This is a genomic window from Microbacterium sp. NPDC077184 (assembly GCF_040687055.1).
Classification (GTDB): Bacteria; Actinomycetota; Actinomycetes; order Actinomycetales; family Microbacteriaceae; genus Microbacterium.
On the sequence record NZ_JBFBMM010000004.1, the window covers coordinates 204,940 to 230,365 of the forward strand.

Genomic DNA, 25,426 nt, shown 5'->3' on the forward strand with positions numbered 1-25,426 from the left:
CCCGTCCGCGAAGTTCCCGCGGGTTACCGTCGCACCATGACCGACACCTTCGCACCCCGATACGCCATCGTCACCGCATCCGACTCCGGCATCGGTGCGGCCACCGCCATCGCACTCGCAGAGGCGGGGATGGATGTCGGGATCACCTGGCACTCCGACGAGGAGGGCGCGAACGAGACCGCCGACGGCGTGCGCGCCCGGGGTCAGCGCGCGGTGGTGGCGCAGTTCGACGCCACCGACCTGGAGGGGGCGCCGACCGTGATCGACGCCCTCGCGGATGAGCTCGGCGGCGTCGACGTGTTCGTCAACAACGCCGGCGGCGGCACCGGTGGCCCGTTCCTCGACATCGAGCTCGACGAATGGCGGAAGATCATCAGCCTCAACCTCGATGGCGCGTTCGTCGGGATGCAGGCAGCGGCTCGCCGCATGGTCTCCGCCGGCCGCGGCGGACGCATCATCGCCATCACGAGTGTCCACGAGCACCAGCCGCGCGTCGGAAGCTCCCCCTACGTCGCGTCCAAGCACGGCCTCGGCGGGCTCGTGAAGACGATGGCGCTGGAGCTCGGTCAGCACGGCATCACCGTGAACTCCCTCGGGCCCGGCGAGATCGCCACGCCCATCAACGACATGGACGCGGAGGATGCCGAGACCACCCACCGCGCCGGCATCCCTCTCGGCCGCCCCGGCACGCCGGACGAGATCGCCGCGGTCGCCGTCCTGCTCGCCTCCGCCGCCACGTCCTACGTCACCGGCGCCAGCTGGGTCATCGACGGCGGCATGCTGCAGATGGGTCCGCAGGCCGGGTCCCACCTCACCTCCGATGACTGGCGCCGCGCCGGCGACTGACTGTCTGTGCGCCCCCACTTCACTTAATACCCCCCGGGGTATGCTATGATCCTTACGAACCGACGTGAGGGAGAAGTAATGTGCGCTCGTGTGACGTGTGATCGATGTGGCAAGGCGACGTGGGCCGGGTGCGGCCAGCACGTGGAAGAGGCGCTCGCAGGAGTTCCCGCGGATCAGCGCTGCGAGGGACACGCCTGATGCGCCGCAGCCTTCGCGCGTCGGCGATCGGAGCTGCCCTCGTCCTCGCCGCGACGATGAGTGGGTGCTCTACCGCCTCATCCCCGACGATCGCCGTCGATGAGGACACCGTCGTCGTCGACGTGCGCACCCCGGCAGAGTACGCCGGCGGGCATCTCGACGGCGCCGTCAACATCGATCTCCAGTCACCCGATTTCGACGCGACCGTCGCGGAGCTCGACCCCGCGGAGGAGTACATCGTCTACTGCGCATCGGGCAACCGCTCCGCACAGGCGGTGGCCGTGATGGAAGCGGCGGGACTCGATGTCACGGATGCAGGCGGGATCGCCGCGGCCGAGAAGGCCACCGGCCTCGATATCGTCCCGTAGGCCCCTCGCGCCCCCGCGACTGCGATGATGGCGCGATGAGCGATGCGCGCGAAGCCCGGGCGGAGGAGCGGCGCCGGGACGGGGCCAACGACGAAGCGGTCGAGGAAGAGATCGAGATCGAGTTCGAGGAGGTCGTCGGCGAAGGTGCGGAGCGGCTCCACCGGACCTTCCGCGCGACCCTCGTCACCGGATTCCTCGGCGGTGTCGAGGTGGGCATCGGCGTGCTCGTCTACATCGGCATCCTCTACGAGACCGGTGATCAGCTCCTGGCGGGACTCGGTTTCAGCGTCGGCCTGATCGCGCTCCTCCTCGCGCACAGCGAGCTGTTCACCGAGAACTTCCTCATGCCCGTCGCCGCTCTCGTGGCGCGTGAGGGAACCGCGATGCAGCTGGCCAAGCTGTGGGGCGGCACACTGCTGGCCAACCTCATCGGCGGCTGGCTGATCATGGCGATCGTCGTACTCGCCTTCCCCGACTGGCACCCGATCCTCGCCGAGACCGCTCAGCACTTCATCGACGCGCCTCCCGGGCCGGAGTTCGTGGCGCTCGCCATCCTCGGGGGCGCGGTCATCACCCTCATGACCCGGATGCAGACCGGCACGGACTCGGAGCCCGCGAAGATCGCGGCCGCCGTCGCCGGCGGGTTCGTCCTCGCCGGCTTCCAGCTGTTCCACTCGATCCTCGACTCGCTGTTCGCCTTCGGCGCGATCATCAGCGGGGCCCCGATCACCTACCTCGACTGGTTCCTGTGGTTCCTTCCGGTCCTCGCGCTGAACCTCGCCGGTGGACTTCTGCTCGTCACCCTTCTACGCATCGTGCGCACGGGTGAGCTGTTCAAACTCCGCCGACAGAGGAACGCACGAGCAAACCGTTGAACGGATGCCGCTCTCTCACGCGAACACGGCGTCACGCGCCGCTCAGCGCGACGCCGAGGGAATGACCCGACGCCCAGGCGGTGCGCACCGCGGAGCGGGCGCCCCACGCGTCGCCGCAGACCGAGAGGCCGGGGCCGCGATGGAAGGGCGCATCCCGGGTCTCGGCCGGTCGAGCGAACGTCCAGCGGTGGGCGAACGTCGCGGCGGGCTCCGCGTCGATGCCGAGGAGGGCCCGCGTGGCGGCGACGACGGCCGGGATGACCGCGTCCGGCTCATCGAGGTGCCGTCGAGCGCGCTGCGCCGTGGTGTGGACGACGAGCACGGAAGCTCCGTCCCCGCGTCGGTCGCCGTCGTCGGCGATGAACGACACGTCGGGATGCCCGTCGACGAACGCACCGTGGAGGTCGCCCGGCCACTGCCGCGCGTCCCACCGCAGGGCGACGGCGATGACCGGCTCCCACTCGAGGTCCGCGCCGGGTGCCGCGTTGAGGAGGCGCCCCGCCTGCGGACCCGGCATGGCGAGGACGACCTCCCCGGCCTCTCGTCCGTCGATGCGGTACGGCTCGACCTTCTCGACGGTGGTCTCGAGGCGAACGTCGAGGCCATCCGTGAGATCCTCCGCGAGTGACCGCAGCCCTCGCGGCGCGGCCCACCGCATCGGTCCTCGCTTGTGCGTGAGCGCACCGTCCTCGCCGATCACGACGAACGTGTCGGTCCAGGGGCGCGCGAGACCCCGCTCGCGCCAGCCGGCGACGACCGCGCCGAAGTCGGACGCCTCGTCGACGACGAAATAGGCGGCACCGTGGTCGACGGGGCGACCCCAGAGCGTCCGCGTCGCCAACCGTCCACCCACCCGACGCCCCCGATCGAGGACCTGCACGGATTTACCGGCGGCCGCCGCCGCGCGGGCGCACGCGAGTCCCGATATGCCTCCGCCGACGACCGTCACATCCATTGCCATACGCCCATCCTCCCGCGCGGTGACCGCAGAGGACGCTCGCGAGGGTGCCGGCGAGGGCGCGGTCAGCCCGCCGGGGTTGCTTCCGCCTCCACGAGCACCACGACCTGCCCGCCCGCGCCGCTCGCCGTGAGGGTGAAGCGGGCGGTCTGCGCACCGCAGCGATCGCTGACGCCCGACGAGGCCACCTCGTCCTCGCCCCAGCTTCCGCCGAGGCGCACGGTGTCGGCGTCGGTCGCTTCCCAGGTGACCCGGTACAGGAAAGGAGTCTCCTCGGGGCATCCCTCGACACCGACCCAGACCGCTGTCATCTGCGCGGTCGGAGCGGGAGGAGCGGGCTGCGGCGCCGGAGGCGGCTCGCTCGAGACCGGAGGCGGAACCGTGATCGGCACCGGTGTCGACGGCGGGCTCGACGGCGTCGCGAGCGGAGACGCCGTAGGGGCGGCGGTCCGCGACGCGGGAACGGACGCGGGCGGGCTCGGGGTCGTCGTCTCCGCGGGCATCACCGGCCCGAGAATCCCTGTGGCCACGCCGATCACCCCGACGAGGAGAAGCAACCCCGCACCGGTCCCCGCGAGGGCGGCGAGGCGCCACCTTCGTGGACGTCGCCCGCCGTTGAGGCGACCGGACGACGGGATGCCGACGCCCTCGGCTTCGGCCGCGGGCTCCCCGCTCACGTCGCCCGGAGCGATCGCTTCGGTGGTGAGGACGGTTTCTCCCGCGAAGTCGGGACTCGGCACCGTCCTCCATGCCACCGGCACGGGCACGCCGTGCGCGGCGAGCGCGTGCGCCGTCGTGGTCCGGACCGCCGGGGAGGCGGCGACGAACGGCACGGTCGCGAACGCGGCGAGGGTGAGGGCCGCGCGCCGCTGCCGGTCGGAGCATTCCGTGCACGTCTGCGCGTGACGGTCGATCAGTCGCACCAGACGAGCGTCGAACCCCGTCGAGGACGTGCGACCCAGTTCGGCGGCGAGCGCCTCGCAGCCGGGCTTCCCCCGATGCCAGAGAACCCGTGCGCGGATCGCGATACCGAGTCGCCCCCTCATCCGGTGAAGGGCCTGGTGGGCGGCGTTCGGTTGGATCCCGAGCTCTTCGGCGAGCTCACGCGGTTCGAGGCCGTGGCGCAGGTGGAGGTCGAGAATGCTCGCGTCCCGTTCGCCGAGCGCGGCCGCGGCATCCCAGACGAGATCGTGGGCCTCGGCGCGGACCGCTTCCCTCTCGGGGTCCGCCAGGGCCGTGACGGTGGGGTCGCGCGGTTCGAGCGTCGCCTCTTCGTCGGTCGGCTGGGTGCGCTGTTCGTGGGCGAGCCGGTCGAGTGACCTATTGCGCGACATCCGCAGCACCCACCCGCCGAATGCCCCCGGCTCGGCGAGCGAGTCGAGCTTTCGCCACGCGGTCAGCATGACGTCCTGGGTGACGTCCGCTGCGCGGTCGCGATCCCGGAGGATGCGCCAGGACACCTCCCAGCAGCGGTCGAACCACGCTTCGACGAGGCCGGCGAAGGCGTCCCGATCTCCCGCGCGGACCGCGTGGACGAGTTCGGCGTCGTGTTGCGACTCGGGGCGTTCCTGGCGCTGCACCGACGTGTCCTTCCGTGATCACGAGATCGTCACCGGTGTACCCAGGGGTAGCAGAGCGGCGAGTTCGGCGACAAGCGCGTTGTCGATGCGCAGACACCCGTGGGAGACGGCCTGCCCGATGCTGTCCGGCGCGTTCGTGCCGTGGATGCCGATCTGACCGTCTCCTCCCGCGAACTCCGTGAGCACCTCGGAACGGGCGGAGAGCCCGAGCGCGTAGGGCCCATAGGCACCCTCGGGGTCCCCGGTGTCGAGCTTGTCGGTCACGTAGAAGGAACCGGTCGGGGTCGGGTGGTCGGGGTCGCCGATCGCGGTCGGGGTGGTCCACACCACCTCTCCCTCCTCGAGAAGCGCCAGCTCGCGGGCGGACAGGTCCACCCTCACCTCGACGGCGACGTCGCGTACATCCGCGTCGGCGGCGCGGATCCAGCCGCGCGCCTCGTTCGGGCGCCCCTGCAGCATCACCTCGAGCCACCCGACGCGACCTGCATCCGTGACGAGGAGAACCGTCTGCGAGCCGAATCCGGTCGTCGCCTCTAGGGTGCGGACCACGCTTCCGTCGGGGGCGTCGAAGACCTCGACGATCGAAGCGATACGCGCCACGCGCGCGAGGGCGGCGGGCGCATCCGGCGTCGCCCGCGCCGTCGAGGCGGCATGCGGGGCGGCGGGGGCGGTCTGCGCCGCAGGGCCCCCGTGGGCGTCGCATCCGGTGACGGCGATTCCGGCGATCGACAGCGCACCGACGAGGGCGAGGGTGTGCCGCAGGGCTGCGAAGGTCATGGCGATCTTCTCCCCGCCTCAACCCGTGAAGTCCGGGGTGCCGCGCAGCGGCAGATCCGCGGCGCAGTCCACGACGACGTCCTGCCACTCGGAGGCGATGAAGCCCGTGGTGGTGTGCAGGAGCGCCCTCACGTCGAAGACGCCCTCTCCCGAAGGGACGGTGGCTTCCGCGCCGATACTCTGACCGGTCGCGCCTCCCTCATCCATCCACTGCATCTCGACACCGGTGGCGTTCTCGGGCTCGTGCTGGATGGTGATCGAGTACGCGATACCCGCGCCCGGCTCACACGTCGCGGCCACGTCGATGACGACCTTTGGGTCGGGTGCGAGGTCACCGTCGAGGTCGTCGATGTCGGAGGGAACCGTCGAAGCGCCGGGAGCGATCACTGTGGGCGCGGCGACCGCCGCCGCCGGGAGCGCCGCGACGAAGGCGAGGGTGAGGAGGGTCCCCGAGAGGAATGTGGTGTTCATGGTCGTCTCCTGATCGGATGACGGGGCGGCTTCTCCGCGCCCGTTCAACAGACCTGACGATCCAGAGCCGCATCTCTTACAGGGGGAGCCGCGCGAGAATCTCTCCCTGACGGATGCCGTCAGTCCGCATCGAGGAGGAACTCCAGCCCGGCCGCGCGGAAGTCGCGGGATCCCGGGGTGTTGAAGTGGTGCCGGCCCGGAATCTCGACGAACGTGCCGATCGGGGTCGCCTCGGCGAGGCGGAGCGACCGCGGCAGGATCGCGTCCTCGCTACCGGTGGCGAACAGCACAGGCTGCTGCGGCGGGCGGGCAGGGTCGGGGTCGCCGTCCTCGCCGAAGCGCATGCCCTCGGCCAGGGCGACGAGAGCCGGCAGATCGTTCCCCGCCACCCGCTCGGCCAGGGTCACGTAGTTGCCGGTGACCTTGTCGGTGACCGGCGTTCCGTCTTCGACGTAGGCCTTCGCCTGATCGAGCTGGAGACGCGCCAGAGGCGTGCCGTCCGGGATGCCACCGAGGACCGCGCGGGTGACCAGCTGCGGGCGGTCGACGGCGAGCTGCCAGCCGACGCGGGCACCGAGGGAGTATCCGAGATACCGCGCGGAGTCGATCAGGTAGGTGTCGAGCACCGTCGCGAGGTCATCGATGAACGCTCGCATCTCGTACGCACGGGGGTCTTGCGGCTTGTCGCTCGCCCCGTGCCCACGCTGATCCACGCCCACGACGCGGAACCCGGCCCGGGTCAGGTCGCGAACCCAGCCAGTACTTACCCAGTTGTCCTTGCAGCTCGACGAGAATCCGTGCACGGCGAGCACCGTCTCGGCATCCGGGTCCCCCCACGAGTACGTGGCGATGCGATATCCCTCGCCCACCATGACGAACTGCGGGTCGGGCATCTCGGTCAGCGGGCGCGGTGCGGCATCCATGCGCCCATTCTTCCGCCGATCGGATGTCGGGTGAGGACGCCGCGATCAGGGTGCGTCGAGTGGGCTACCCCGAACCGGTGAACGCGTCGATCCCTGCCGCGTCGCGCCGGTACATCGCGGCGTGCGCGGCGAAGTCGGAGTCACCGGTGTCGCGGAGTCGCCCATCCGTGAAGACAGCCAATTCGCGCAGACGCTCGGCCATGACGCGTAGCACCTCGTCGCGCGCGAACGGAAGCCCGTAGGCGTCGATCAGCTGTCCGGTCCGGGAGAGACGCTCCTCGTCGGAGATGGCGACGCCCGCGTCCTCGCCCCAGGGGACGAGGCGGTAGGCGAGGTAGGCGAGGTCCCAGATCCGACTGCCCGGCGATGCCCTGTCGAAGTCGAACAGACCCGTGAGGCGTCCGTCGACGAAGGTCATGTTGTACGGCGCGACGTCGTTGTGGCAGATGACCTCGCGCGGGTCTCGAGAGGGCATCTGCCACTCGAGGTCGCAGTCGACCAGAGGGACGCTCGCGTCGTGCACGCGGCGCAGCAAAGACCCGGCGTCGTTCAGGATCGACGGCGACCACATCCAGCCGGGGAGCGGGTAGTGCCCGACCTCACCGGGAAGGAACGTGAGGATCTCCCGCCCCTGCTCGTCGACGCCGAGCGGCTCAGGAACGCCTCGCACGCCCGCCGATCGCAGAGCCCGCAGCAGACGGTGAACGGCCGGAGTCCACGACCCGGTCGGCCGACGCACGGTGTCTCCCATGCGCGTCACGACCGCGGAGTTCCCCCCGTGAAGGGGCTCCTTCCCGCCCCTCTCGCTGTGGTCGCCTCTCACCGGAGTCGGCGTCAGTGTAAGTTCCACCGACAGATGTCCAGATCGGGCCGTTCTCGAGGGGGTAAGTGTCCTTGGATCGCCGGTCGGATTCCGGTGAGAAATGTCCCAAACGTCGCCTCAGCCAGTCGCGGACGATTCCTGCTGCTCGATCAGCAGGGTGTGGAGATCTCCTGAGGCGGCGAGGAGCGCGACGCTGCGACGGTTGAGATCGGACAGGCGAGCATCGAGAAGCGCTTGTGCTTCCGCTGTCAGGCCGTGTTCGCGAAGCTGCTCGAGTACTCGCGAGATGAGTGGGATGCGATGCCCCCCGCTTCGCAGTGCTGCGACGATTCGAGCCTCGGTGATTGCCTGGGCGTTGTATCGACGGGTTTGGGACTGGCTGATCCGGTCGGGGTTGACGAGTCCTTCGTGCTCCCAGTGGCGGAGCGCCGAGGAGCGAACGCCGAGAGCCTCTGCGAGCTCGCTGATCGTCATGGCGTCGAGGTCGTCGAAGACGTTGGTGGTGTCGGCGAGGGCGGCTTGGAGGCCGCGGCTCGCTTCGCGGACCTGGTCTCGGCTGCGGGCGAGCATGGCATGCAGGCCGTCGATCCTCTCCGCGGCGGTATCGAGAGTGCCCTGCAGGAGAGTGGGCATCAGCTGTCGCGCCGGCACAGGCCCGATCGCGGCGGCCAACCTGCGATAGGCGCGAAGCGCGATGATGTGGCGCTCCTCGTATCGCCGATATCCGTTGGGGGTGCGCTCGGCGGCGGGCAGGACTCCGAGCCGCTCAAGGTCACGAACTTGCTGCGTGGAGTAGCCCACAACCCGAGCGATGGCAGCCGTCGTCCATCCAGTCTCTTGAGACTTGCCCGTTGGCATGCTTGCTCCCTTCGCGCCCAAGTCCACATAAGCACTTGAGGGTGACGATTGAGGCATGGAGATGAATGAGATTGTCGACATTGTCAGCGGGCTCGATGGAGTGCTCGTGGTCATCCCGGGCGAGGGGAGCGGATCGCCGGAGTTGGCGTGGGGTGACGCGTTCTTCTACTACGCCCCCGATGGCGTGATGCCAGAGAGGACTCAGCCATACGGAACGATCGTGACGAAGAACTACCCCGACGACGCGGAATCGAGACTCGACGGGCCAGACCGGTTCCGCGTGAACATCAACGTCGGCCGCGACCGCGCACCGCAGATCGTGGACGAGAGTGCGAATCCCGCAGATCCCGACGTGTTCGTTTCACACCCGCTGTACGGGGCGGCCGGATGGGTGTCTGTGGTGAACCCAGCAGAGTCGACTTCGGAGCAAGCTATCTCGCTGTTGCGCGACGCCCACGAGGCCGCGCAAGCGCGTGATTCGCGTCGGGCAGGCTCGGCGTGATGACATCACCGCAGGCGTTGAGCGAGATCGATCGGCGGGTCGTGGCAGCGTGGGCCGCTGACTGCGCCGAACGAGTCCTCGCGATATTCGAGTCGGAGGCGCCCACAGACCCGCGGCCGCGCGACGCGATCGCTCGCACCCGCGCCTTCGCGCGCGGCGAGCTCGATGCCGCCGGAGAGATCCGACGTCGTTTCGTTGCAGGACGCGCCGCCCACGACGTCACAACCCCACCGGCCATCGCGGCCGCACGATCAGCTGCACAAGCCGCCGGTGTCGCCCACATGGGCGCGCATGCCCTCGGAGCCGCCGCATACGCGGCCAAAGCTGCGGGCCTGTCGAGACCCGATCACGTCGACGCAGTCCGCGACGAGATCCGCTGGCAGCTTGAGCAGCTGAGCCCGGAAGCCAGGACAGCGCTACGACAGCTGCCGCTCCTCGGCGAAGACACGGCCGGCCCGCTCGGACCCGGGCTCCTCAGCCGAGGCGTTCTCGCAACCAATATTCGCGCCATCCAAGCGGGCCTGGGGTAGCCGCCTCGGAGAGGGACATCTGTGCTGAGAAAAGGACAAGTTCAGTCGGAATTTACACATGAGTGTAGATTCCGAGGCAATATGTCCAGATCGGGCTGTTCTCGCGGGGTAGATGTCCCAGGATCACCGCGCCGATTCCGGTGAGAAGTGTCCCGCGGGCCATTCGGCTGACCGGGGCGATCCTTGTCTCTCACTCACCAGGGCCTGGATCCCGCACACAGGCGTCTGCGGGGAGCGACGCTGCGACGGGGGAGTTGTTACTCGCGTTCGCCCAAGGTGGCGCGTCCGTCGAGGAGTGCATCTGCGTCGTGCTGAGTGTCGAAGAACTCGCAGACCGCCCGGATCATTCCGTCGCGCAACCGCACCTCAATCCCAGTTGACGGCGTTGTCGAATGAGTCGTTCGAGTACCGGATGTAGTCCGCTGCTTTGCCCTCTTCGACCATCCGGAGCGCGTACGCAACTGCTTTGGGTCGAAAGTCAGCCTCCAGGCCCGACCTCAGCCAAGGAAAGTACGGATGGCTCTCGATTACCTCGTCAACGCGACTGATTCGGGCGAGGACATCGTCGATCTCATCGGCGCTCAGGGGCGCCTGCCAGAGCATGAACTGGGCGCTCGGCTTGCCGTCCTGGCTGACGATGCTGCGGCGTCCGGGCGCCCACTCCACGATTACACCATCGGCGGGATGGCCTCCTCCGCCGTGCAGCAGACGTCCGCGGTAGTTCTTAGCGATGTACTTCAAGTCCTGCTTTGCGCGGCTGACGCGCCCCTCGTGCGGAGTCGGATAGACAGTGTCGAACTGGTGCACCCAACTTGCCCCGAGCAACTCCTGCAATGAGAAGCCAGGCTGCAGCGCGGCGGGCGAGAATGCCGCTAGAACAACAAGAGCGTGCTGGACGTACGCAAAGTAGGTAGCGATCACCGCGGTGCAGATGTATGCCCGTTCTCTCTGGTGGGCGACATCAGCCATGACGCCCTGAAAGAGCGCAACGACGGATGCCTCGACATCGTCGTCTTGAACGTGTCGGGGTTGGGGTACGCCCGCTTCGCGCTTCTGCCGCAGCTGCGCCAGGTGGAAGTCAACGGCGCCACGATATCGAGTGAACTGGTTGAGGACTGTCGCGCGGTTTTCGCGGAGTTCACGCTGCACTCGAGGATAGATGGCGCGCTGGTAGAAGCTTGTGGCTGCGGCCGTCAGACGGCGTTCTACTTCCTTCCCTAGAGCATCCCTCTTCTCCGCGCTGCTTCCGTGGGTCAGCGTGGTGAGCCGGAGTCCGCTCTTGCCCCATTGCAGTCGACACGTAGTGCCCTGAAAGTCAAACTCGCGGATCCAGACAACTTTCTCGTACGCGGGCTGGTGCTGGGAAGGCGCCAGTTCGAGAACCAGTTCAATGACGTCGACCACGCTGACCGCGGATGGGGCGAATCGATAGATGCTGGTGACCGCGTCCTCGTCGAAAAGCGCGCTGGGTGCAGTGAAGCCGCGCATCTCTCGATCCCGGATGCCGACGAGAGCGAGCGCTATGGCTTCCTCTTCGTCGGTCAAGGCAGGCGCGGCTCGTTGGTCGCGCGACTCCTCCGTCATTCCGATCCTCCCTGGACTAGGCGGGTCAGTGCTGGTTTGGGAGTGGCAGCGTAACGAACTGTTCGCCATCCGAGATTGCATCCTGCTGGTCTTGAACCAGGTCGATGAGGTAGATGTATGCGGCACGTGCCACGCGGAGCGATTGGTGAGCCGCGTGTATCAGGGCCTCGGCATCGATGCTGCTGTGCGCGAGCTCCGTGACACCGGTGGGCGAGTCATGAGTGAGATGAACCAGACGGTGCGTTCCTGCGTTGCGCAGCGTCTTGGCCTCCGGATAGAGGCCCTCGACATCGATATCGAAGGAAAGCTCGGCTAGCGCCACTGCTGCGCTGGCTACCTGTTCTGGAACTGGCAGCCCTGATCGAAGTTGGTCTGCGTTACCTTCTCGCCAGTAGTTCGCGAACGTGACCTTCCTCGGTGACATCCCGGTCTTGAAGTGGTCGTTCGCAGCAACAGCGATCTTGTCGAGCAAATCGAGTGTGGCCCGCTGGGCGAGGACCAGTTGCGCTGGGGGTTCGCCATAGAGGGACATGTCCAGCGTGTCGGCGTAGACCCCGGTGTCAGTGGGGTGCTGAGCATACGGAGACTCATCGAGGAGCCGCTCGCCTTCGTAGGCAAGCCGTCGGGCCACGAGATACTCCGCTTTAAGGACATTCATGGATGTGAAGATCGGCGGCGGATCCGGCTCACCGATCTGAACCGTGACCGCCTCAACCATCGCGCTGTCCCACCGTGGCTCGTCAGAGCCCAATCCCTCGACCGCGACTGTCAGCGCAAGGCGGTGATCCTTGATCCACTGCTGATACGCGTCGAGAGGGTCACCATCATGAGACGCGTGTCCCGCACTCCCCGAGGGCGGAAGAGCGTCCCAGCGTTGAGCCACGACTTCCCCCGCGAGTTGCACCGTGCGGGCTCTGTTTCGTTGGGCTTGCTCTCTATACCGGTCGTAGACTGCCGCGTAGTGCCCACTTAGGCCTCGCCCACGGGCAGCACGGACCCTGAGCAGTTCCGCTGCGTTGCCCGCGGCGTTTCCGTTGGTCGGGTCTGCCGCAAGGGAGTCGACATAGGCCTGGTACGCCTCGAGCCATCGGCCAGAGTGGTCAAGCGTGTTCCCCAGATTGCAGAGCGCGCGTCCACGCACGTCCGCAGGCTCGTTCGAATGCCCGACGGCGGCGAACAGGGTTCGCGTAGTGCGAAGTCGATCGCGATCATGAAGCGCGAAGGTACCGCGGGGCTGCGTCGGCTCGACCGCGCGCCACGCAGCCAGATCGATGTCGTGGAGCGCAGACAGTCCGTTCGCGATGTTGTACTTGAGTTGGCCACCGAACCCGGGGAACAGGGCGCGGTCGAGACCATCCCGCGCGCACTTGATGCCCGCAGCGACTGCGTCCGGGTTGGCGCGCAGCGCGCCAAGATTGATCAGCAGTGACGAACAGCTGAACTTCAGCTGGGACCACTGAACTCCGTTGAGTCGACCCGATTCCAGCGCATTATCGACGTCGTCTGAGAACACGGTCAGTTGCGCGATCGTGCCCCTGTGGCCGGCGGACGCTGATCTCGCTAGCGTGTCTCGCCGCTGCGCCCACGCTCGTGGTACCTGATTCGTCACGCGATCCCCTATCGTGCGTCTCGTCACCCTACTGGCCCATCCCGACAGGGAGCGCGTCAGCGCGGCGACGAGAGTGAGCCCACTGTCGCCGGAATTGCTTCCCGGCGCCGCACATCACTACTGGTATGGCAGCGAGTTCACCCTGCACTATCCGAGAGGTCACCTCGACAGCAGCACTACGCTCGTGCTCAACCACACCAGCAGCGGTGGAAGCAGCAAAGACTGAGTCGCGGGTAGAGAGTGGAGCAAGTGATGAGCAGCACCGATCCCGGCGCGCGCGACCTGCGCGCAGTACTTCATGCCGGGCGGCTCGCAGCGGAGCAGCAGATGGGCGTGTTCGAGGCGACCGGTCAGACTTGGCATGAGACGTCGATCACCGACCTGTTGCTTTCCACGCTCCATCCCGAAGTCAAGTTCGCGGCGTTTAGCCAGAGTGAGGAGGGCACGGTCGGCGCCGACTGGCTGTGGTGGTGGATCGATGACGACCACGAGGCGTTCGGAATGCTCGTCCAAGCCAAGAGGCTCAAGAAGGACGCCAACTGGACAATCGACTTCCGCTACGACAACGGTTCACAGCGGCTCAGCCTCATGGACTCTGCTGACTACTTCAACGTCGCAGCGATGTATGGGCTCTATCTCGGAACAAGCGACTACCGTGCCGGCGCCTTCTGTTCCGCTGACGCCCATTCGGATGACTGCGAATCTTGCCGGCAGACCACAATCTCACTGATCCCGGCCCTTCTCACTTTCGCAGGATGGGGCACAGCCGCAGACGAGACAGCCGGCGCGCTCGAGCACCATCGGGCGCTGGAGGAGTTCGCCGACGACACTCAGAAGGTCGCGCCGGTGTGGGATGTCAACCTCAAGACAGCGCGGCCGGAGCTCGTCGAGTTCCTTCAGACACCCCAGACGGGGGCGCGGCGCATCGCGCAGTTTGTCTTCGAGCGCGTCGCCGTCGCGCGCTCGGGTGCATTCGCCGGTCCCAGCGAAACGGTTGTTGATCTTCGCGAAGAAGCCCTATTCACCGATGTTCCGGATGATCCAGGGCACTTCGGCCTACCGTACTATCGACACGTACTTCGTGGGCTCAGGGGCGGTGCGCCAGACTACGTGTTCGACGTGCTTGCCGACCTAGATATCCCGGACGACGTTCGCGCTCGTGTCGCAGGCATCGTCGTCGTTCGCTGCTAGGCCGACCGCGGTGTGACTGAGACGGGCTGCTTCCCGTCAGTTTTTCTTCCTTCGGGGCGCCCACCAGGGTCGCCTCTTCTCGCGCGACGCAGCCTGGGAAGTTCTCGCCTCATCGAAGTGCTGGGCCTTCGCCTGACGATCACGCTGACGGTTGCGTTCGATGCGTTCGTCGTCCCAGGCGGTCGACCAGTGCACGCGCTCGTCGGTGATCCAGTAGTGCGATCGGCAGGGAAAGCTCCAGTTGCCGATCGAGGGCGACAGCGAGACGCGGCCGTTGAAGCTGAGACGCCAGTCGACCGGAGTGAGTGGCGTCACGACTTCGTTACCGCACCCGCAAGCGCACAGGTGCACCGCCGTGGCGTACGGGATGCAGACGTACAAGGTGTCGGGGGCGAGGCCCTCGGGGATCTCGTCGACGAAGACGGGATCGAAAGTGTCGGTCATTGGGGACCGTCTTCATTCACGATGCTGTTCGCGTCGATGACGTATCCGGCGAAGTGGGTGTCGTCCGCGTCGTCGTAGAACCCGAGGTACTTCTTGTACTGGATGATCGCGAGAGCGGCGTTGAGGGCGTTGAGCTCGGCGATTTGAATGTTCGTGTTGTACTCGCCTGGGCCGGCGTCGCTAGTCGAGATCCGTGCCCGTGCGGCGGCGCGGCTTCCGGGACGGTCGGTGCTGAGCGTGCTGCGCACGATGCCGCCGATCCGGGACTTCGTGGCGTATAGCCCCATTCCGACGTCGACGAACGGGATGCCGCGCCGCTCGAGATGTTCGATGACAGGTGCTTTCGCGGGACCATTGTCGATCGCGAGAAAGACGAACTGCATCCCGTCCAGCAGCTGAAGGTTTTCTACGGTGACCTCGACCGGGTGCGGGATGATGCCATGGCGCATCGCACCGTAGGTCATAGCGAAGTAATCAACTTTGGTCGGCTGCGACTGCAGCTGCTCGATGGTGGCGGCGCCGGGGCTGCGGAACGCGTTGTGCTGCAGGAAGGTGTCGGGGTCGAACAAGTGGATCTCGACAGCCGGCGTCTTTGCCAGGAAGTCCAGGACGTACGCGCCCGTTCCACCGAGCCCGATGACTGCGACCGGTCCGGTCCGAAGTGTCTGGCTGATCGCGGCGATGCCGGCACGCGAGCTGGCGGTGTCGTGGTAGGTGAACACGTCGTCCTCGGCCGCATCGACGACGCGGAAGGTGCGAGCGGTTGCGGTGGCGTCGAGGACTTCGGCGTGGCCGCTGAGTGCCGCGGCGTAGGTGGTCATCTTCTCGTAGTAGTCCTCGTAGCGTGCCGGCGGGATCGGCTTGCTCGAGAACCACCATGCGGCTGTGACGCCTGCGCCGACCGGGTATGGCGGCTGTCCGTCGAGGATCAGCTTGCTCAGCGGACGACCGTCAGCATCACACGGCTGATCCCCGACGAAGTAGGCGACGTGGTTCTCCGGTGTCTTCGTGTCGTCGCCGGCGAGGGTGAGGTCCGATACGAGCGTGCCGAACCTCACCTGCTTGGCGCTGTCGACGTAGGGGACGTGCCTGACGAGGAGGTGTGCGTTGAGTATGGAGACCTCGTACCCCTCGTCGCGCAGTCGCCGCAGGTCGGGGTTACGACTTATCAGTGGGTGTGACATTGAAGCGGGTTCCGTCCTTCACGGTGACCTGGCTGCCCTCGGCGAGGGTGCCTTCCGGCTTGGGGGCGACCGCCTTGCTGTAGACGACGCTGTAGGTGACGTTCTCGCCAATGGGGCCGTCGGGGAAGGCGATGGCCACGACCTGCTCGTAGCTGACCGCCCGGTTGGTGACGGTCTTGCGGCGGCCGTTTACGACGATGTGGATCTCGCGCTGCGGCAGGAGCTTGGTGAAGAAGCGGTCGCCGTCGGTGACGCGGACCAGTTCCCCCGACGCGAGCGGGTCGTCGATGTCGTCGGGGATGTCCTTCCACACGCCACGTTCGGGTCCGATCGGCGGGGTCGGCAGGGCCCGCAGGTCGGTTTCGGAGATCACCGCAGATCGCACCTCGTAGGGGACCTTGTCGAGGTAGATCGTCCGTGAGCGGTCGGTGAAGAAGCGGATGCCGTCCTCCAACTCGATGACCTGGTCCGGAGCGACCGGCCGGTCCTGCGCGTCCGGGACGTCGAGCCAGATGGTGTCCGCGGGCGGCGAGACCAGTGCCCGCAGATCCGCTCCGGACAGACGGCGCCGCGGCACCCGTACCTGTTCCCCGTCGATGTAGATGTGAATCGGAGATGCCACGTCCAGGCTCCTTCTCTCGTGCCGCACGGCCGCAGCCGCCCACGCAGTCGGATTGCTTGCGATTATCGCAATGGTAGCACGGCTTGCGATAATCGCAATACGTCGAAGGAGCTCCCCCCAGGAGCATTGAGGTCGCGTCATTCAGACGAGGAAGTCGCGAGGCGATGCCGGCTTGCGGAGCATCGGCTCACCGGCGTCGAGGATGTGCTGGGCGACCTCGAACGCCCGTTCGGTGGACAGGTCGAGGTAGCCGACCATGTCACAGAGGATCCCGAACGTGTCACGAGTAGTGACGTGCTGGCGTTGCGCGAACCGGAAAGCCTCCCGGTCCTCCGTGAGCCAGATCGAGTCGTGGAATTCGATGTCCGTGCGTAGCAGGTGAAGCGTTTGGCTCTCGCCGAGGTGTTCCCGGGGCTTGGCCTTGCCGCCGCCGAACACAGCGACGCGAACGCCTTCCACGGCCCGGATGTTCGCGGCGCCGACGATCGGGATCGGATCGCCGAACCACACCTGCTGGTCCAGCCCGCTGAGCGCTGGGACGTGTCCGGCGGAGTCTGAAATCTCCCGGGAGACGGCTTCAACGACGCGTCCCTTGCCCCGCAGGTAGTGTTCGAGAACGTCGAGCTCGTCAGCGCGAGCGAAGCAGACGATGACCGAGTTGTCCGGGAACAGGTACTGCAACGCGGCGCCTAGGCAAAGTGCAGCGCACTGTCATCCGCAGACGCGCTGTCGACGAAGTACAACTCAAGTTGTTCCACCGACTGGCCAAGCAGAGTCGCGGCGGGCCTGAGTGTTGTGGCTCCATCGCGATAGGCGTCGAGATACGCGTCGACCAAACGCTGTGGCGGCCTGGGCACCCCCGCGAGCCGCGCACGGTTCGTGTGCGCCGCGGCCTCGCCCGCGCGCATCGCCGTTGCGCGAGCGGTCTGCGACTGCAGTCGCCGCTGATCCTCTTGCGAGACCAACCGCTCGTTGAGTAGCCGCCACGACATCGCACTCGGTGACATCTGGAAGTGCAACACCAGATCGTCGAACGCATCCACTGCGGATCGTCCCGCGAGCCGCGCGACGATCTCAACCTTCGGGGCGAGGAAGCTGGCAGCGAACGTGTTTGCCCGGCTCTCCGTCTGGGTCTTGTCCGTCCACAGCCGCTCCTCGATCACGGCGTCCTCGGAATCGCCGAATGCCAGATGAGCAATCTCGTGCGCGAGGGTAAAGCGTTGCCGGAACGGCGCGTCTGAGGTGGCTAGGACGATCGCTCGCACACCCTCGTCCGAGAAGGACAGCCCATCACACGCCTCCGGCAAGCCCGTAACGACCACGTCGATGCCGAACCTGTCCTCAATCAACCCGATCAGTTCCGAGTTCGTCAGCCCTCCCACGGAAGAACCCAGCATCTGTAGGCACTCATCGGCGAGTCTCTGCGCCTGCTTCACGTATCCACCCACCGTGGGCTTCGACGGCAATGGCGGGAACGGCAGCGGGCGTTCCAGGAACTGCAGACCCTCGAGCTTTTCGACGAGCATCTCGATTGTCTGCCGCCCGACCAAGTCACTTGCCTCGATCGCATGCTCAGCAGCCCGGTGCGCCAGCACCAACTCGCGCGTCGAATCGCCAGTCAACAGCCAATCGACGGTTGTATCTCCCTGCTCCGCGACCAGCGCCAACTCGAGAGAAGTGAACCTGCGTTTGCCAACCAGCGACTTCGCAAGCTTCGGACCGTCAATGCCGATCGCCTTGGCGAAATCCTTCTTGCTTAGGCCCGACCGCTCGATCACTTCGTTGACGCGCGCGAGTACCGGGTCATCAGCCATGCGCCCATACTCGCAGAGAATTGCGATAATCACAATCTCGTGGTATGCGAGGCGGCGACCGCCAAGCGTCCCTTACCCACAGCAACGATGGCCACTGATGGGCTGCGGCGTTCGCTAATTCTGGTCCCAGGCCTCAACGAGGTACCAGGTTGCGTCCTCCAGCGCACCGATGGAGTCGACCCCTGCTTCAGCGAAGTTTGTTCTAATCTCTGTCCCTTGAGCGTGGAAGAGGTATGGGTAGCCGCCGTCATGGAGCAATCGGACACGGCCCTCTTCGGACGCGGCCAGCAGATGATCAACCCAGGCTCGGTATGGAACGCGCGCAACCTCGCGAGAGGTCAGTGTCCTGACGTACGTCATTCGCTCCGGGTAGGCCAGCGTACCTACCTGTTGCAGGTGGTCGATGTTGACGTCTGAACGGATCTCGTGGACGAGGACCTCGTAGCCCAACATCAGATCGCCCGGTCATCGCCTGTGGAGGCGCGGCTGTCATCGGCAGCGCCGGCCAGCGTCGAACCTCTGCGTGTCACTTCGGAGATGAGTCCACGTCGGCGCGGACGTTCAGCGCGATGAGCCCGGCGAGATCATCCTCGGACGCGCGCGCCTGGGCGGCACTGCGCGGCGTCGTGGAGGGTGGGAGCGTGTTCGGGTCGTCCGCGTCGCTAACAAGCTCGGCCAGTTCCGCGGACGTGAATCCTTGTCCGGTGGCGAGCGTCTCTAGCTGCTCGATCGAGGTGTAGTCCTCGTTCACCGCCCTCGCGGTGAGGGCCGCGTAGAAGTCGTGCTCAGTCTGATCGGGTGTCATCGGTCCATCTCCAAGCAGCGGGATCATGGCATCGTCCGGGACGGCGTGCTCCAGGTCTGAAGTACCTTGGGTGCTCATAAATCGTCCGGCGATAGATCATCATTCGGGATAGAGACAAGCCGACCGGGACGCACCTCTCAATCTGCTCCGGTCAGCGCCGGGATCTTGCTCGGGTGCCCGACAGGGTACCCGCACCTACCGACACCGGAACCAAACGTGGCTTCGATGTCGACCGCGCATCTCGGCCGGACCCCGCCGACCACCCGAGCGTGTACTACTCCAAGGGCCCCCGCCCTACGGGGTTCGACGAGGCGATCGATCGCGGCACCCTGACGCGGTGGTCGTGAAGAGAATGCCGAGAGCCTCCGTCGTCGTACTGTGCCCGACATGTCAAAAATGTCATCTCTGGACAAGTTCAGTGGGAATTTGACATCTTCAGCGGGAACTTACAGTCAGTGTAGGTTCCCGCTCGAGATGGCGGATAACCCCAGGGATTCCACGCTAGTTGGCGGTGGTCCCGGACTCAGGATTCCACGGGAAATGGCGGATTCCTACACCGCTCTCTGACGCGCCGACCCTGTCTGGTCAGCGGCCTGTCACGGCGGCGAGAGCGCTGGAGGTCACTGCAGCTGGCCGAGCTCGAGCATCTCACCGTCGAGGAAGAACGTCGGAGGGGAATGCTGAAGCTTCGGTTGACTCTGGGACTGCCAATGACCCCACCACGAACGGATGCTCGCGGTCTCACTGTCACCGTTCCAGCACGACGGCGAGGCCTTGACCCACGCCGATGCAGATCGCCACGACGGCGACGCCGCCTCCGCGTCGCGCAAGCTCATGCGCGGCATGCCCGAGAATGCGGCCCCCCGAAGCGCCCAGCGGATGGCCGATGGCCAGCGCTCCGCCGTGGATGTTGACCCGCTCAGGATCAAGTTCAGGCCACCCGGCGACGCATGCGAGCGACTGTGAAGCGAACGCCTCGTTGAGCTCGACCACGTCGACATCGGCCCAGGACCGGCCGGCGCGTGCGAGCGCCTTGTTCGCCGCCTCGATCGGCGCGATCGGGAACAGATGCGGATCGACGCCATGCGCCCCGCGTCCCGCAATCCGCGCGAGTGGCTCGCCGGGCAGCGCACCCTCCGCGGCGATCAGAACGGCGGAAGCGCCGTCGTTGATCGGCGAGGAGTTGCCGGCGGTGACGGTGCCTTCGCCGTCGCGCGCGAACAGCGGAGTAAGCCCGGCGAGCTTGTCCACGGAAGTGTCGTCCCGGATGCCCTCGTCGCGTGCCAGGTCGGCCCCTGGCACGTGCACGATCTCGCCATCGTAGACCCCGTCAGCCCACGCTTTAGCTGCCAGCCGGTGAGAGCGCACGGCGAACTCGTCCTGGGCATCTCGGGAGATTCCCCACTCTCGGGCGATCTTCTCCGCCGATTCTCCATTGGAGATGGTCCACTGCTTCGGCAGCTTCGGGTTGGTCATCCGCCACCCGATGGAGGTGTTCCACAGTGTCTGGTTACCGACCGCCGGCCACGGCCTCGGCGACTTCTCCACGATGAACGGCGCCCGGCTCATCGACTCCACTCCGCCGGCGAGCACGAGACCGGCGTCGCCGGTCTCGACAGCGCGGGCGGCCTGGATCACCGCTTCCAGCGACGACGAGCAGAGTCGGTTGACGGTCACGCCGGTGACACTGGTGGGGAAGCCTGCCAGCAGCGCCCCGAAACGGGCGACGTCGCGGTTGTCCTCTCCTGCTTGGTTCGCATCGCCGAAGATCACGTCATCGATGCGCGCGGGGTCGAGGCCCATGCGCGCGACGGTCGCCTTCATGACGACTGCGGCGAGATCGTCGGGCCGGATGCCGCTGAGCGCGCCACCCGCCCGCCCGAAGGGGGTGCGGACAGCATCGTAGACAAAGCTCGCGGTCATGGCGGGCTCCCTTCCGTGGTCGGCCGAGGGTCAGGCGAACGCCGATATTCCGGTGATCTGGCGCCCGATGATGAGCGACTGGATGAAGTCGGTTCCCTCATACGTGTGGACGACTTCCATGTCGGTGAGGTGGCGGGCGACGTGGTTCTCCAGAAGGAGTCCGTTGCCGCCGAGGAGGTCACGGGCATCCCGGCAGAGTGCACGCGCGTGCTCGCCGGTGAACATCTTCGCGAGCGAGGCCTGTTCGTTCGTCAGTCGGCCTTCATCCTGCAGGGTGGCTGTGCGGAAGCAGAGCAGCTGCATCGCGGTGAGATCGGCGAGCATGTTGGCCAGCTTGTTCTGCACCAGCTGGTAGCTCGCGATGGGCTTGCCGAACTGGACGCGCTCCTGGACGTAGGCCGCTGCCGCCTCGTACGCGGCGAGTGCGTGCCCGAGCGCCTCCCACGCGACGGTGCTGCGGGTGCGATTGAGGATCGCGGAGACGTCCCGAAAGGAGCTCGACTTCGCGAGCTTGTTCCCGGCAGGGATCCGCAGTCCGGAGATCTCGATGTGCGCCTGCTGGATCGCGCGTTTGGCGATCTTCCCGGTGATCGCCTCGGCCTCATATCCGTCGGGGTATCCTCCATCGGCATTCTTCTCAAGGACGAATGCCTTCACCTTCGAGTCTGCGGTGTCGCGTGCCCAGATGATGACGATGTCGGCGACATGGCCGAGGCCGATCCACCGCTTGGCACCGTCGATCACATAGACGTCTCCTTCGCGGCGGGCTGTGGTTTCCAGCGCAACGGAGTCTGATCCGTGCTCGGGCTCGGTCAGCGCGAACGCGCCGAGCTTGCGGAGGGCTGCCATTTCGGGCAGCCAGCGCTGCTTCTGCTCGTCGTCGCCGAGCAGTGCGATGCTGCCCATCGCGAGTCCCGAGTGCACGGCATTGAGCGTGTTCACACTGCCGTCGCCGCGTGACAGTTCCATCGCGACGAGGCCGGTCTGCAGTCGGGTCAGTCCCGGGCAGCCGTAGCCCTGGATCGCGGTGCCCACGATCCCAAGCTCGCCCAGGGCGGGGAGGATCTGGTAGGGGAAGTCCGCCAACTCCCAGTGTTCGTTGATGACAGGGAGGACCTCGGAGTCCACGAATCCGCGCACACGTGTGATGAGGTTGCGGTCGTCGTCGCCGAGAAGATCGCCGATCTGGTAGAAGTCTGTGTCGACCGGGTGTGCTGTCGTCGTGATCGTCATCTTAGTGTCCCTCTTCCCGAATCGCCGGGACGGTGACCCGGCCGCCGACGTGGTCTTCATCGCCTTCCGCGTCTTGCAGCCACCGTCGGACCGCCTCGCCATCCTGGTCGAGTGCAGGAGGCGCGGTGCGGTAGGTCGCGGGGGTGCGGGAGAACGTGATCGGGTTGCGAATGGTGGGCACCGCCTGGTCGTCGGTGCCGGCCGGAACGCTCGGGTCCAGCCCGATCTTGGCGGCGAACTCGACGCCTCCGCGAACATCCAGGACCGGCGCGCATGGGACCTGCAACGGGCTGAGGATGTCGAACCATTCCCATGCGGTCTTGGACGCCAGCCGTGCTGTCAGCAACGGGCGCAGGGCGTCTCGGTGCGCGCTGCGGTCCGCATTGGACGCGAAGCGGGTGTCTGCGGCCAGCTGCGGCAGCCCGATGGTGTCGCAGAACGTGGCGAACTGCACATCGTTGCCGATCGCGAGGACCAGTTCCCCGTCACGGGTGGGGAACGGTGCGTAGGGGTAGATACTGGGGTGGTCGTTGGCCATCCGGGTAGGAGACTGCCCGCTGAGCAGGAACCCGCCGGTCTGGTTGACCATGCCCGACAGTGCGGAGGACAGCAGGTTCAGTTCGACGTGCTGTCCCTCTCCCGAACGCTGTCGGTGGTAAAGGGCGGAGGTGATCGCGATGCAGGTGTGCAATCCGGTGATCACATCGAACACCGCAACGCCCGCGCGGAATCCTTCCGCGTCCGGCGCGCCGGTCACGCTCATCAGTCCGGACAGTGCCTGTGCGAGCAGGTCGTAGCCGGCGAGCCCTGCGCCTCCCGCGGTGCCGAAGCCGGTGATCGACGCGTAGATCACATTGGGGTTCTCCCGCTTGACGGACTCGTAGTCCAGGCCGAATCGCCGGAGCCCGCTGGGTTTGAAGTTCTCTGTGACCACATCGGCTCTGGCCGCGAGACGCTGTGCGAGGACAAGGTCATCGGGGTTGCGGAAGTCCAGCACCACAGACTGCTTGTTCCTGTTGATGGAGAGGAAGTAGGTCGACTCGCCTCGGTACTCCGGTGGCCGGTAGCTGCGTGTCTCATCCCCCAGCGGGCTCTCCACCTTGATGACCGTCGCGCCGAGGTCCGCGAGCAGCATCGTGCAGTAAGGGCCGGCAAGTACCCGGCCGAAATCGGCGACTAGGAGGCCGTCGAAAGGGCCGCCGGGAACGTCCTGCACCGTCCGGTCATCCGGGAGCGAGCTCTTCATCATCGGGAACACCTCAGTCGTCGTCATGTCCATCCAGACTCCCAGCAGCCGTTTATGTCCGTCCAATACCTGATCGGACACGTATTGATGCTGTGATCTCATGAAACGAGGGGCTGTTCCAGAACGGCACACTCGAGACTCCCGTTTGGACATCACCCTGGGGAGCGTCGAGGCGACGGTGCCGACAGCGGCCTGCGCCTGGGCGTGATCAGCAATGAGGCTAAGGAGAACCCATGGGTAGCAGGCTTGCAGGCAAGGTCGCGATCGTCACCGGCGCGGCGAACGGGATGGGGCGCGCGCATGTGCGCCGCCTCGCCCAGGAAGGGGCGAGCGTCCTCGCCACCGACGTCGACTCCGCCGGGCTCGAGCAGACCGTCGCCGAAGCGAACAGTGACGGCGGGACGGCCGTGGGGCTGGAGCAGGACGTCGCGATCGCGGCGAGGTGGGACGAGATCGTGGTAGAAGCCGAGCAGCGTTTCGGTCGGCTCGACATCCTGGTCAACAACGCGGGGGTGCTCATCCTCAAGCCCGTCGAGGAGACCACAGAGGAGGAGTGGGACCTCATCTTCCGCATCAATGCCAAGGGCGTCTTCCTCGGCACCAAGGCCGCGGCGCCTGCTCTGGTCCGCTCAGGCGGCGGATCGATCGTGAACATCTCGTCCATCTACGGCATCGTCGGCGCACCGAGCGCCGCCGCGTATGAGGCGTCAAAGGGCGCCGTCCGGCTGCTGACCAAGGCCAGCGCGGTGGACCTGGCCAAGTACGGCATCCGGGTGAACTCTGTGCATCCCGGTGTCATCGCCACCCCCATGACCACGGGGCTGCTGGCGACGCCGGAGTCGACGAAGGCCGTGCTGTCCACGACGATCCTCGACCGGCCCGGCCAGCCCGAGGAGGTCTCGAACGTCGTGCTCTTCCTCGCCTCGGACGAGGCTTCCTTCGTCACCGGCGCCGAGTATGTCGTGGATGGCGGCTATACCGCGCAGTGATCTCGGTCGGCCGGGGTCTGCGCGACCCCGGCCGACTCATCCAGACTTGTATGCCAATCCACCTTCCATCGGTACGGATTATGCAATAATCCCTGGATGGATCTGCAGCAGCTGCGCGCCTTCCTCGCCGTCGCCGAGGAACTGCACTTCGGGCGGGCAGCCGAGCGCCTGCATATGGCGCAGCCGCCGATCAGCCGCGGCATCCAGCAGCTGGAGCGGGAGTTGGGTGCGCGGCTGTTCGAGCGGAGCACCCGCAAGGTAACGCTGACCTCGGTGGGCGAGGCCCTCGTCGCCCCCGCCCAGGAGGTCCTGGACGCGCTGGACAGGGTGAGCAGGGTCGCCCGCGCAGCCGGAACGGGCGAGATCGGTCACGTCCGTCTGGCGTACGCGGGTGCGTCCTCCAACGTGATGGTCGGATTGCTCGCCCGAGCGGTCAACCAGAACCACCCGGGCATCCACCTCGAGCTGCTCAGCCAGCACTTCGCCCAACCGGCGATGCAGCTGCTCACCCGCGGCGACATCGACATCGCCCTCGGCAGGTGGGACCACATTCCCGCCGCCGTGCGCACCCGCGTGATCGCTGTCGAGGAACTCGTCATCGCCGTCCCGGAGACCCACCGTCTAGCCGACGCCGGTGCCGTGTCGATCGCGCAGTTCGAGGGTGAGCCGTTCGTGTCGCTCCAACCGCAGACCGGCACGTTGCTGCTGGAGCGGCTGCGACAGATGAGTAGAGCCGCCGGGTTCAACGCCGATGTCGTCCAGCACGCACCGGACTCGTGGACGCTGATGTCCCTCGTCTCCGCCGAGATCGGCTGCTCATTGACCCTGTCCTCGGTGATCGACAGCATCGCCGACCCGCACTTGCGCTTCCTGCGCCTGACCGACGACGTCGCACCTGTCGAGCTGCGGATGGCGTGGCTGCGCGACAGCGACGACCGTGCCTTGCACGCCGTGCTCCGGTTGTCCGAATCCGTCCTCCCGACGCCGCAGGACTAAGGGTCGCCAGGTATCAATCCGCCTGCCATTTGGTATTGGAGAGAATCAGAACGAAGTGGAAGCGTGGAGTCCACTGT

General features: G+C 66.6%; 26 protein-coding genes. 8 read left to right on the plus strand and 18 right to left on the minus strand.

The window, feature by feature from the left end; genetic code table 11:
* Positions 1–36 precede the first annotated feature (36 nt).
* From AB0O93_RS09840 to AB0O93_RS09850, 3 genes are all read left to right on the plus strand, one after another.
* Entirely contained in the window at positions 37–846 is an 810-nt protein-coding gene (locus tag AB0O93_RS09840; protein ID WP_363342893.1) for an SDR family oxidoreductase, read from the plus strand.
* A gap of 197 nt (positions 847–1,043) precedes the next feature.
* The gene (locus tag AB0O93_RS09845) at positions 1,044–1,412 is read left to right on the plus strand and encodes a rhodanese-like domain-containing protein (protein WP_363342895.1); all 369 of its coding nucleotides are present in this window, start codon (positions 1,044–1,046) and stop codon (positions 1,410–1,412) included.
* Between the two features lie 35 nt (positions 1,413–1,447).
* Positions 1,448–2,287, plus strand: a complete 840-nt coding sequence (locus tag AB0O93_RS09850; RefSeq protein ID WP_363342897.1) for a formate/nitrite transporter family protein — start codon at positions 1,448–1,450, stop codon at positions 2,285–2,287.
* Positions 2,288–2,318: 31 nt separating this feature from the next.
* Here the strand turns inward: AB0O93_RS09850 and AB0O93_RS09855 are convergent, their stop codons facing one another.
* The 7 genes from AB0O93_RS09855 to AB0O93_RS09885 all read right to left on the minus strand — a co-directional run bounded on the left by AB0O93_RS09855 (position 2,319) and on the right by AB0O93_RS09885 (position 8,677).
* Positions 2,319–3,248, minus strand: coding sequence for an FAD-dependent oxidoreductase (locus AB0O93_RS09855; protein ID WP_363342899.1), 930 nt, complete (start codon positions 3,246–3,248; stop codon positions 2,319–2,321).
* 62 nt (positions 3,249–3,310) lie between these two features.
* On the minus strand, positions 3,311–4,825 hold the full coding sequence (locus AB0O93_RS09860; RefSeq protein WP_363342901.1) for a sigma-70 family RNA polymerase sigma factor: 1,515 nt from the start codon (positions 4,823–4,825) through the stop codon (positions 3,311–3,313).
* Between the two features lie 18 nt (positions 4,826–4,843).
* A complete protein-coding gene (locus AB0O93_RS09865; RefSeq protein ID WP_363342903.1) occupies positions 4,844–5,602 on the minus strand; it encodes a L,D-transpeptidase in 759 nt (252 codons plus the stop codon).
* Between the two features lie 18 nt (positions 5,603–5,620).
* On the minus strand, positions 5,621–6,073 hold the full coding sequence (locus AB0O93_RS09870) for a hypothetical protein (protein ID WP_363342905.1): 453 nt from the start codon (positions 6,071–6,073) through the stop codon (positions 5,621–5,623).
* Positions 6,074–6,192: 119 nt separating this feature from the next.
* Positions 6,193–6,996: an alpha/beta fold hydrolase gene (locus tag AB0O93_RS09875; protein WP_363342908.1), complete on the minus strand. Its 804-nt coding sequence runs from the start codon at positions 6,994–6,996 to the stop codon at positions 6,193–6,195.
* A 64-nt stretch (positions 6,997–7,060) separates the two neighbouring features.
* A complete protein-coding gene (locus AB0O93_RS09880) occupies positions 7,061–7,747 on the minus strand; it encodes a phosphotransferase (RefSeq protein ID WP_363342976.1) in 687 nt (228 codons plus the stop codon).
* A 189-nt stretch (positions 7,748–7,936) separates the two neighbouring features.
* A complete protein-coding gene (locus tag AB0O93_RS09885; RefSeq protein ID WP_363342910.1) occupies positions 7,937–8,677 on the minus strand; it encodes a MerR family transcriptional regulator in 741 nt (246 codons plus the stop codon).
* A gap of 55 nt (positions 8,678–8,732) precedes the next feature.
* On the opposite strand from AB0O93_RS09885, the gene AB0O93_RS09890 reads away from it, so the two are divergent.
* Entirely contained in the window at positions 8,733–9,179 is a 447-nt protein-coding gene (locus AB0O93_RS09890) for a DUF6194 family protein (protein ID WP_363342912.1), read from the plus strand.
* Positions 9,179–9,709 carry a putative immunity protein gene (locus AB0O93_RS09895; protein WP_363342914.1) on the plus strand — a complete coding sequence of 177 codons (531 nt, stop codon included), beginning with the start codon at positions 9,179–9,181 and terminating at the stop codon, positions 9,707–9,709. Before AB0O93_RS09890 ends, AB0O93_RS09895 begins: the two co-directional genes overlap by 1 nt.
* Positions 9,710–10,075: 366 nt before the next feature.
* Here the strand turns inward: AB0O93_RS09895 and AB0O93_RS09900 are convergent, their stop codons facing one another.
* Both AB0O93_RS09900 and AB0O93_RS09905 read right to left on the minus strand, forming a co-directional pair.
* The gene (locus AB0O93_RS09900; protein WP_363342916.1) at positions 10,076–11,293 is read right to left on the minus strand and encodes a hypothetical protein; all 1,218 of its coding nucleotides are present in this window, start codon (positions 11,291–11,293) and stop codon (positions 10,076–10,078) included.
* Positions 11,294–11,318: 25 nt separating this feature from the next.
* Complete coding sequence (locus tag AB0O93_RS09905) at positions 11,319–12,806, minus strand: LA2681 family HEPN domain-containing protein (protein ID WP_363342918.1); 1,488 nt, start codon at positions 12,804–12,806, stop codon at positions 11,319–11,321.
* 348 nt (positions 12,807–13,154) lie between these two features.
* Between AB0O93_RS09905 and AB0O93_RS09910 the strand changes: the two genes are divergently transcribed.
* Positions 13,155–14,093 carry a hypothetical protein gene (locus tag AB0O93_RS09910; RefSeq protein ID WP_363342920.1) on the plus strand — a complete coding sequence of 313 codons (939 nt, stop codon included), beginning with the start codon at positions 13,155–13,157 and terminating at the stop codon, positions 14,091–14,093.
* A gap of 36 nt (positions 14,094–14,129) precedes the next feature.
* Here AB0O93_RS09910 and AB0O93_RS09915 read toward each other — a convergent pair whose 3' ends face one another.
* The 9 genes from AB0O93_RS09915 to AB0O93_RS09955 all read right to left on the minus strand — a co-directional run bounded on the left by AB0O93_RS09915 (position 14,130) and on the right by AB0O93_RS09955 (position 23,445).
* Positions 14,130–14,537 carry a DUF6527 family protein gene (locus AB0O93_RS09915; RefSeq protein WP_363342922.1) on the minus strand — a complete coding sequence of 136 codons (408 nt, stop codon included), beginning with the start codon at positions 14,535–14,537 and terminating at the stop codon, positions 14,130–14,132.
* Positions 14,534–15,721 (minus strand): ThiF family adenylyltransferase, encoded by a 1,188-nt coding sequence (locus AB0O93_RS09920; protein ID WP_363342924.1) that lies wholly within the window; start codon positions 15,719–15,721, stop codon positions 14,534–14,536. The genes AB0O93_RS09915 and AB0O93_RS09920 overlap by 4 nt, the downstream gene beginning before the upstream one ends.
* On the minus strand, positions 15,696–16,343 hold the full coding sequence (locus tag AB0O93_RS09925; RefSeq protein ID WP_363342926.1) for a multiubiquitin domain-containing protein: 648 nt from the start codon (positions 16,341–16,343) through the stop codon (positions 15,696–15,698). The genes AB0O93_RS09920 and AB0O93_RS09925 overlap by 26 nt, the downstream gene beginning before the upstream one ends.
* 141 nt (positions 16,344–16,484) lie before the next feature.
* Entirely contained in the window at positions 16,485–17,024 is a 540-nt protein-coding gene (locus AB0O93_RS09930; protein ID WP_363342928.1) for a hypothetical protein, read from the minus strand.
* A gap of 8 nt (positions 17,025–17,032) precedes the next feature.
* Entirely contained in the window at positions 17,033–18,157 is a 1,125-nt protein-coding gene (locus AB0O93_RS09935) for an XRE family transcriptional regulator (protein WP_363342930.1), read from the minus strand.
* Between the two features lie 526 nt (positions 18,158–18,683).
* The gene (locus tag AB0O93_RS09940) at positions 18,684–18,962 is read right to left on the minus strand and encodes a hypothetical protein (protein ID WP_363342932.1); all 279 of its coding nucleotides are present in this window, start codon (positions 18,960–18,962) and stop codon (positions 18,684–18,686) included.
* A gap of 747 nt (positions 18,963–19,709) precedes the next feature.
* Positions 19,710–20,885, minus strand: a complete 1,176-nt coding sequence (locus AB0O93_RS09945) for a thiolase family protein (protein WP_005055005.1) — start codon at positions 20,883–20,885, stop codon at positions 19,710–19,712.
* 30 nt (positions 20,886–20,915) lie between these two features.
* The gene (locus AB0O93_RS09950) at positions 20,916–22,118 is read right to left on the minus strand and encodes an acyl-CoA dehydrogenase family protein (protein WP_005055001.1); all 1,203 of its coding nucleotides are present in this window, start codon (positions 22,116–22,118) and stop codon (positions 20,916–20,918) included.
* 1 nt (position 22,119) lies between these two features.
* Entirely contained in the window at positions 22,120–23,445 is a 1,326-nt protein-coding gene (locus AB0O93_RS09955) for a CoA transferase (RefSeq protein ID WP_232783957.1), read from the minus strand.
* A 152-nt stretch (positions 23,446–23,597) separates the two neighbouring features.
* On the opposite strand from AB0O93_RS09955, the gene AB0O93_RS09960 reads away from it, so the two are divergent.
* Positions 23,598–24,353: a glucose 1-dehydrogenase gene (locus AB0O93_RS09960; protein WP_005054998.1), complete on the plus strand. Its 756-nt coding sequence runs from the start codon at positions 23,598–23,600 to the stop codon at positions 24,351–24,353.
* 96 nt (positions 24,354–24,449) lie between these two features.
* Positions 24,450–25,349 carry a LysR substrate-binding domain-containing protein gene (locus AB0O93_RS09965; RefSeq protein WP_005054995.1) on the plus strand — a complete coding sequence of 300 codons (900 nt, stop codon included), beginning with the start codon at positions 24,450–24,452 and terminating at the stop codon, positions 25,347–25,349.
* Positions 25,350–25,426 lie beyond the last annotated feature (77 nt).

What these genes read in the sequence shown, in the direction of transcription:
- AB0O93_RS09960 (WP_005054998.1), top strand. Translation starts at nt 23,598, where the DNA reads ATGGGTAGCAGGCTTGCAGGCAAGGTCGCGATCGTCACCGGCGCGGCG.
- AB0O93_RS09870 (WP_363342905.1), bottom strand. Translation starts at nt 6,073, where the DNA reads ATGAACACCACATTCCTCTCGGGGACCCTCCTCACCCTCGCCTTCGTC.
- AB0O93_RS09965 (WP_005054995.1), top strand. Translation starts at nt 24,450, where the DNA reads ATGGATCTGCAGCAGCTGCGCGCCTTCCTCGCCGTCGCCGAGGAACTG.
- AB0O93_RS09845 (WP_363342895.1), top strand. Translation starts at nt 1,044, where the DNA reads ATGCGCCGCAGCCTTCGCGCGTCGGCGATCGGAGCTGCCCTCGTCCTC.
- AB0O93_RS09875 (WP_363342908.1), bottom strand. Translation starts at nt 6,996, where the DNA reads ATGGATGCCGCACCGCGCCCGCTGACCGAGATGCCCGACCCGCAGTTC.
- AB0O93_RS09890 (WP_363342912.1), top strand. Translation starts at nt 8,733, where the DNA reads ATGGAGATGAATGAGATTGTCGACATTGTCAGCGGGCTCGATGGAGTG.
- AB0O93_RS09865 (WP_363342903.1), bottom strand. Translation starts at nt 5,602, where the DNA reads ATGACCTTCGCAGCCCTGCGGCACACCCTCGCCCTCGTCGGTGCGCTG.
- AB0O93_RS09885 (WP_363342910.1), bottom strand. Translation starts at nt 8,677, where the DNA reads ATGCCAACGGGCAAGTCTCAAGAGACTGGATGGACGACGGCTGCCATC.
- AB0O93_RS09940 (WP_363342932.1), bottom strand. Translation starts at nt 18,962, where the DNA reads ATGACACCCGATCAGACTGAGCACGACTTCTACGCGGCCCTCACCGCG.
- AB0O93_RS09850 (WP_363342897.1), top strand. Translation starts at nt 1,448, where the DNA reads ATGAGCGATGCGCGCGAAGCCCGGGCGGAGGAGCGGCGCCGGGACGGG.
- AB0O93_RS09880 (WP_363342976.1), bottom strand. Translation starts at nt 7,747, where the DNA reads ATGGGAGACACCGTGCGTCGGCCGACCGGGTCGTGGACTCCGGCCGTT.
- AB0O93_RS09900 (WP_363342916.1), bottom strand. Translation starts at nt 11,293, where the DNA reads ATGACGGAGGAGTCGCGCGACCAACGAGCCGCGCCTGCCTTGACCGAC.
- AB0O93_RS09950 (WP_005055001.1), bottom strand. Translation starts at nt 22,118, where the DNA reads ATGACGATCACGACGACAGCACACCCGGTCGACACAGACTTCTACCAG.
- AB0O93_RS09855 (WP_363342899.1), bottom strand. Translation starts at nt 3,248, where the DNA reads ATGGCAATGGATGTGACGGTCGTCGGCGGAGGCATATCGGGACTCGCG.
- AB0O93_RS09920 (WP_363342924.1), bottom strand. Translation starts at nt 15,721, where the DNA reads ATGTCACACCCACTGATAAGTCGTAACCCCGACCTGCGGCGACTGCGC.
- AB0O93_RS09840 (WP_363342893.1), top strand. Translation starts at nt 37, where the DNA reads ATGACCGACACCTTCGCACCCCGATACGCCATCGTCACCGCATCCGAC.
- AB0O93_RS09935 (WP_363342930.1), bottom strand. Translation starts at nt 18,157, where the DNA reads ATGGCTGATGACCCGGTACTCGCGCGCGTCAACGAAGTGATCGAGCGG.
- AB0O93_RS09910 (WP_363342920.1), top strand. Translation starts at nt 13,155, where the DNA reads ATGAGCAGCACCGATCCCGGCGCGCGCGACCTGCGCGCAGTACTTCAT.
- AB0O93_RS09915 (WP_363342922.1), bottom strand. Translation starts at nt 14,537, where the DNA reads ATGACCGACACTTTCGATCCCGTCTTCGTCGACGAGATCCCCGAGGGC.
- AB0O93_RS09895 (WP_363342914.1), top strand. Translation starts at nt 9,179, where the DNA reads ATGACATCACCGCAGGCGTTGAGCGAGATCGATCGGCGGGTCGTGGCA.
- AB0O93_RS09945 (WP_005055005.1), bottom strand. Translation starts at nt 20,885, where the DNA reads ATGACCGCGAGCTTTGTCTACGATGCTGTCCGCACCCCCTTCGGGCGG.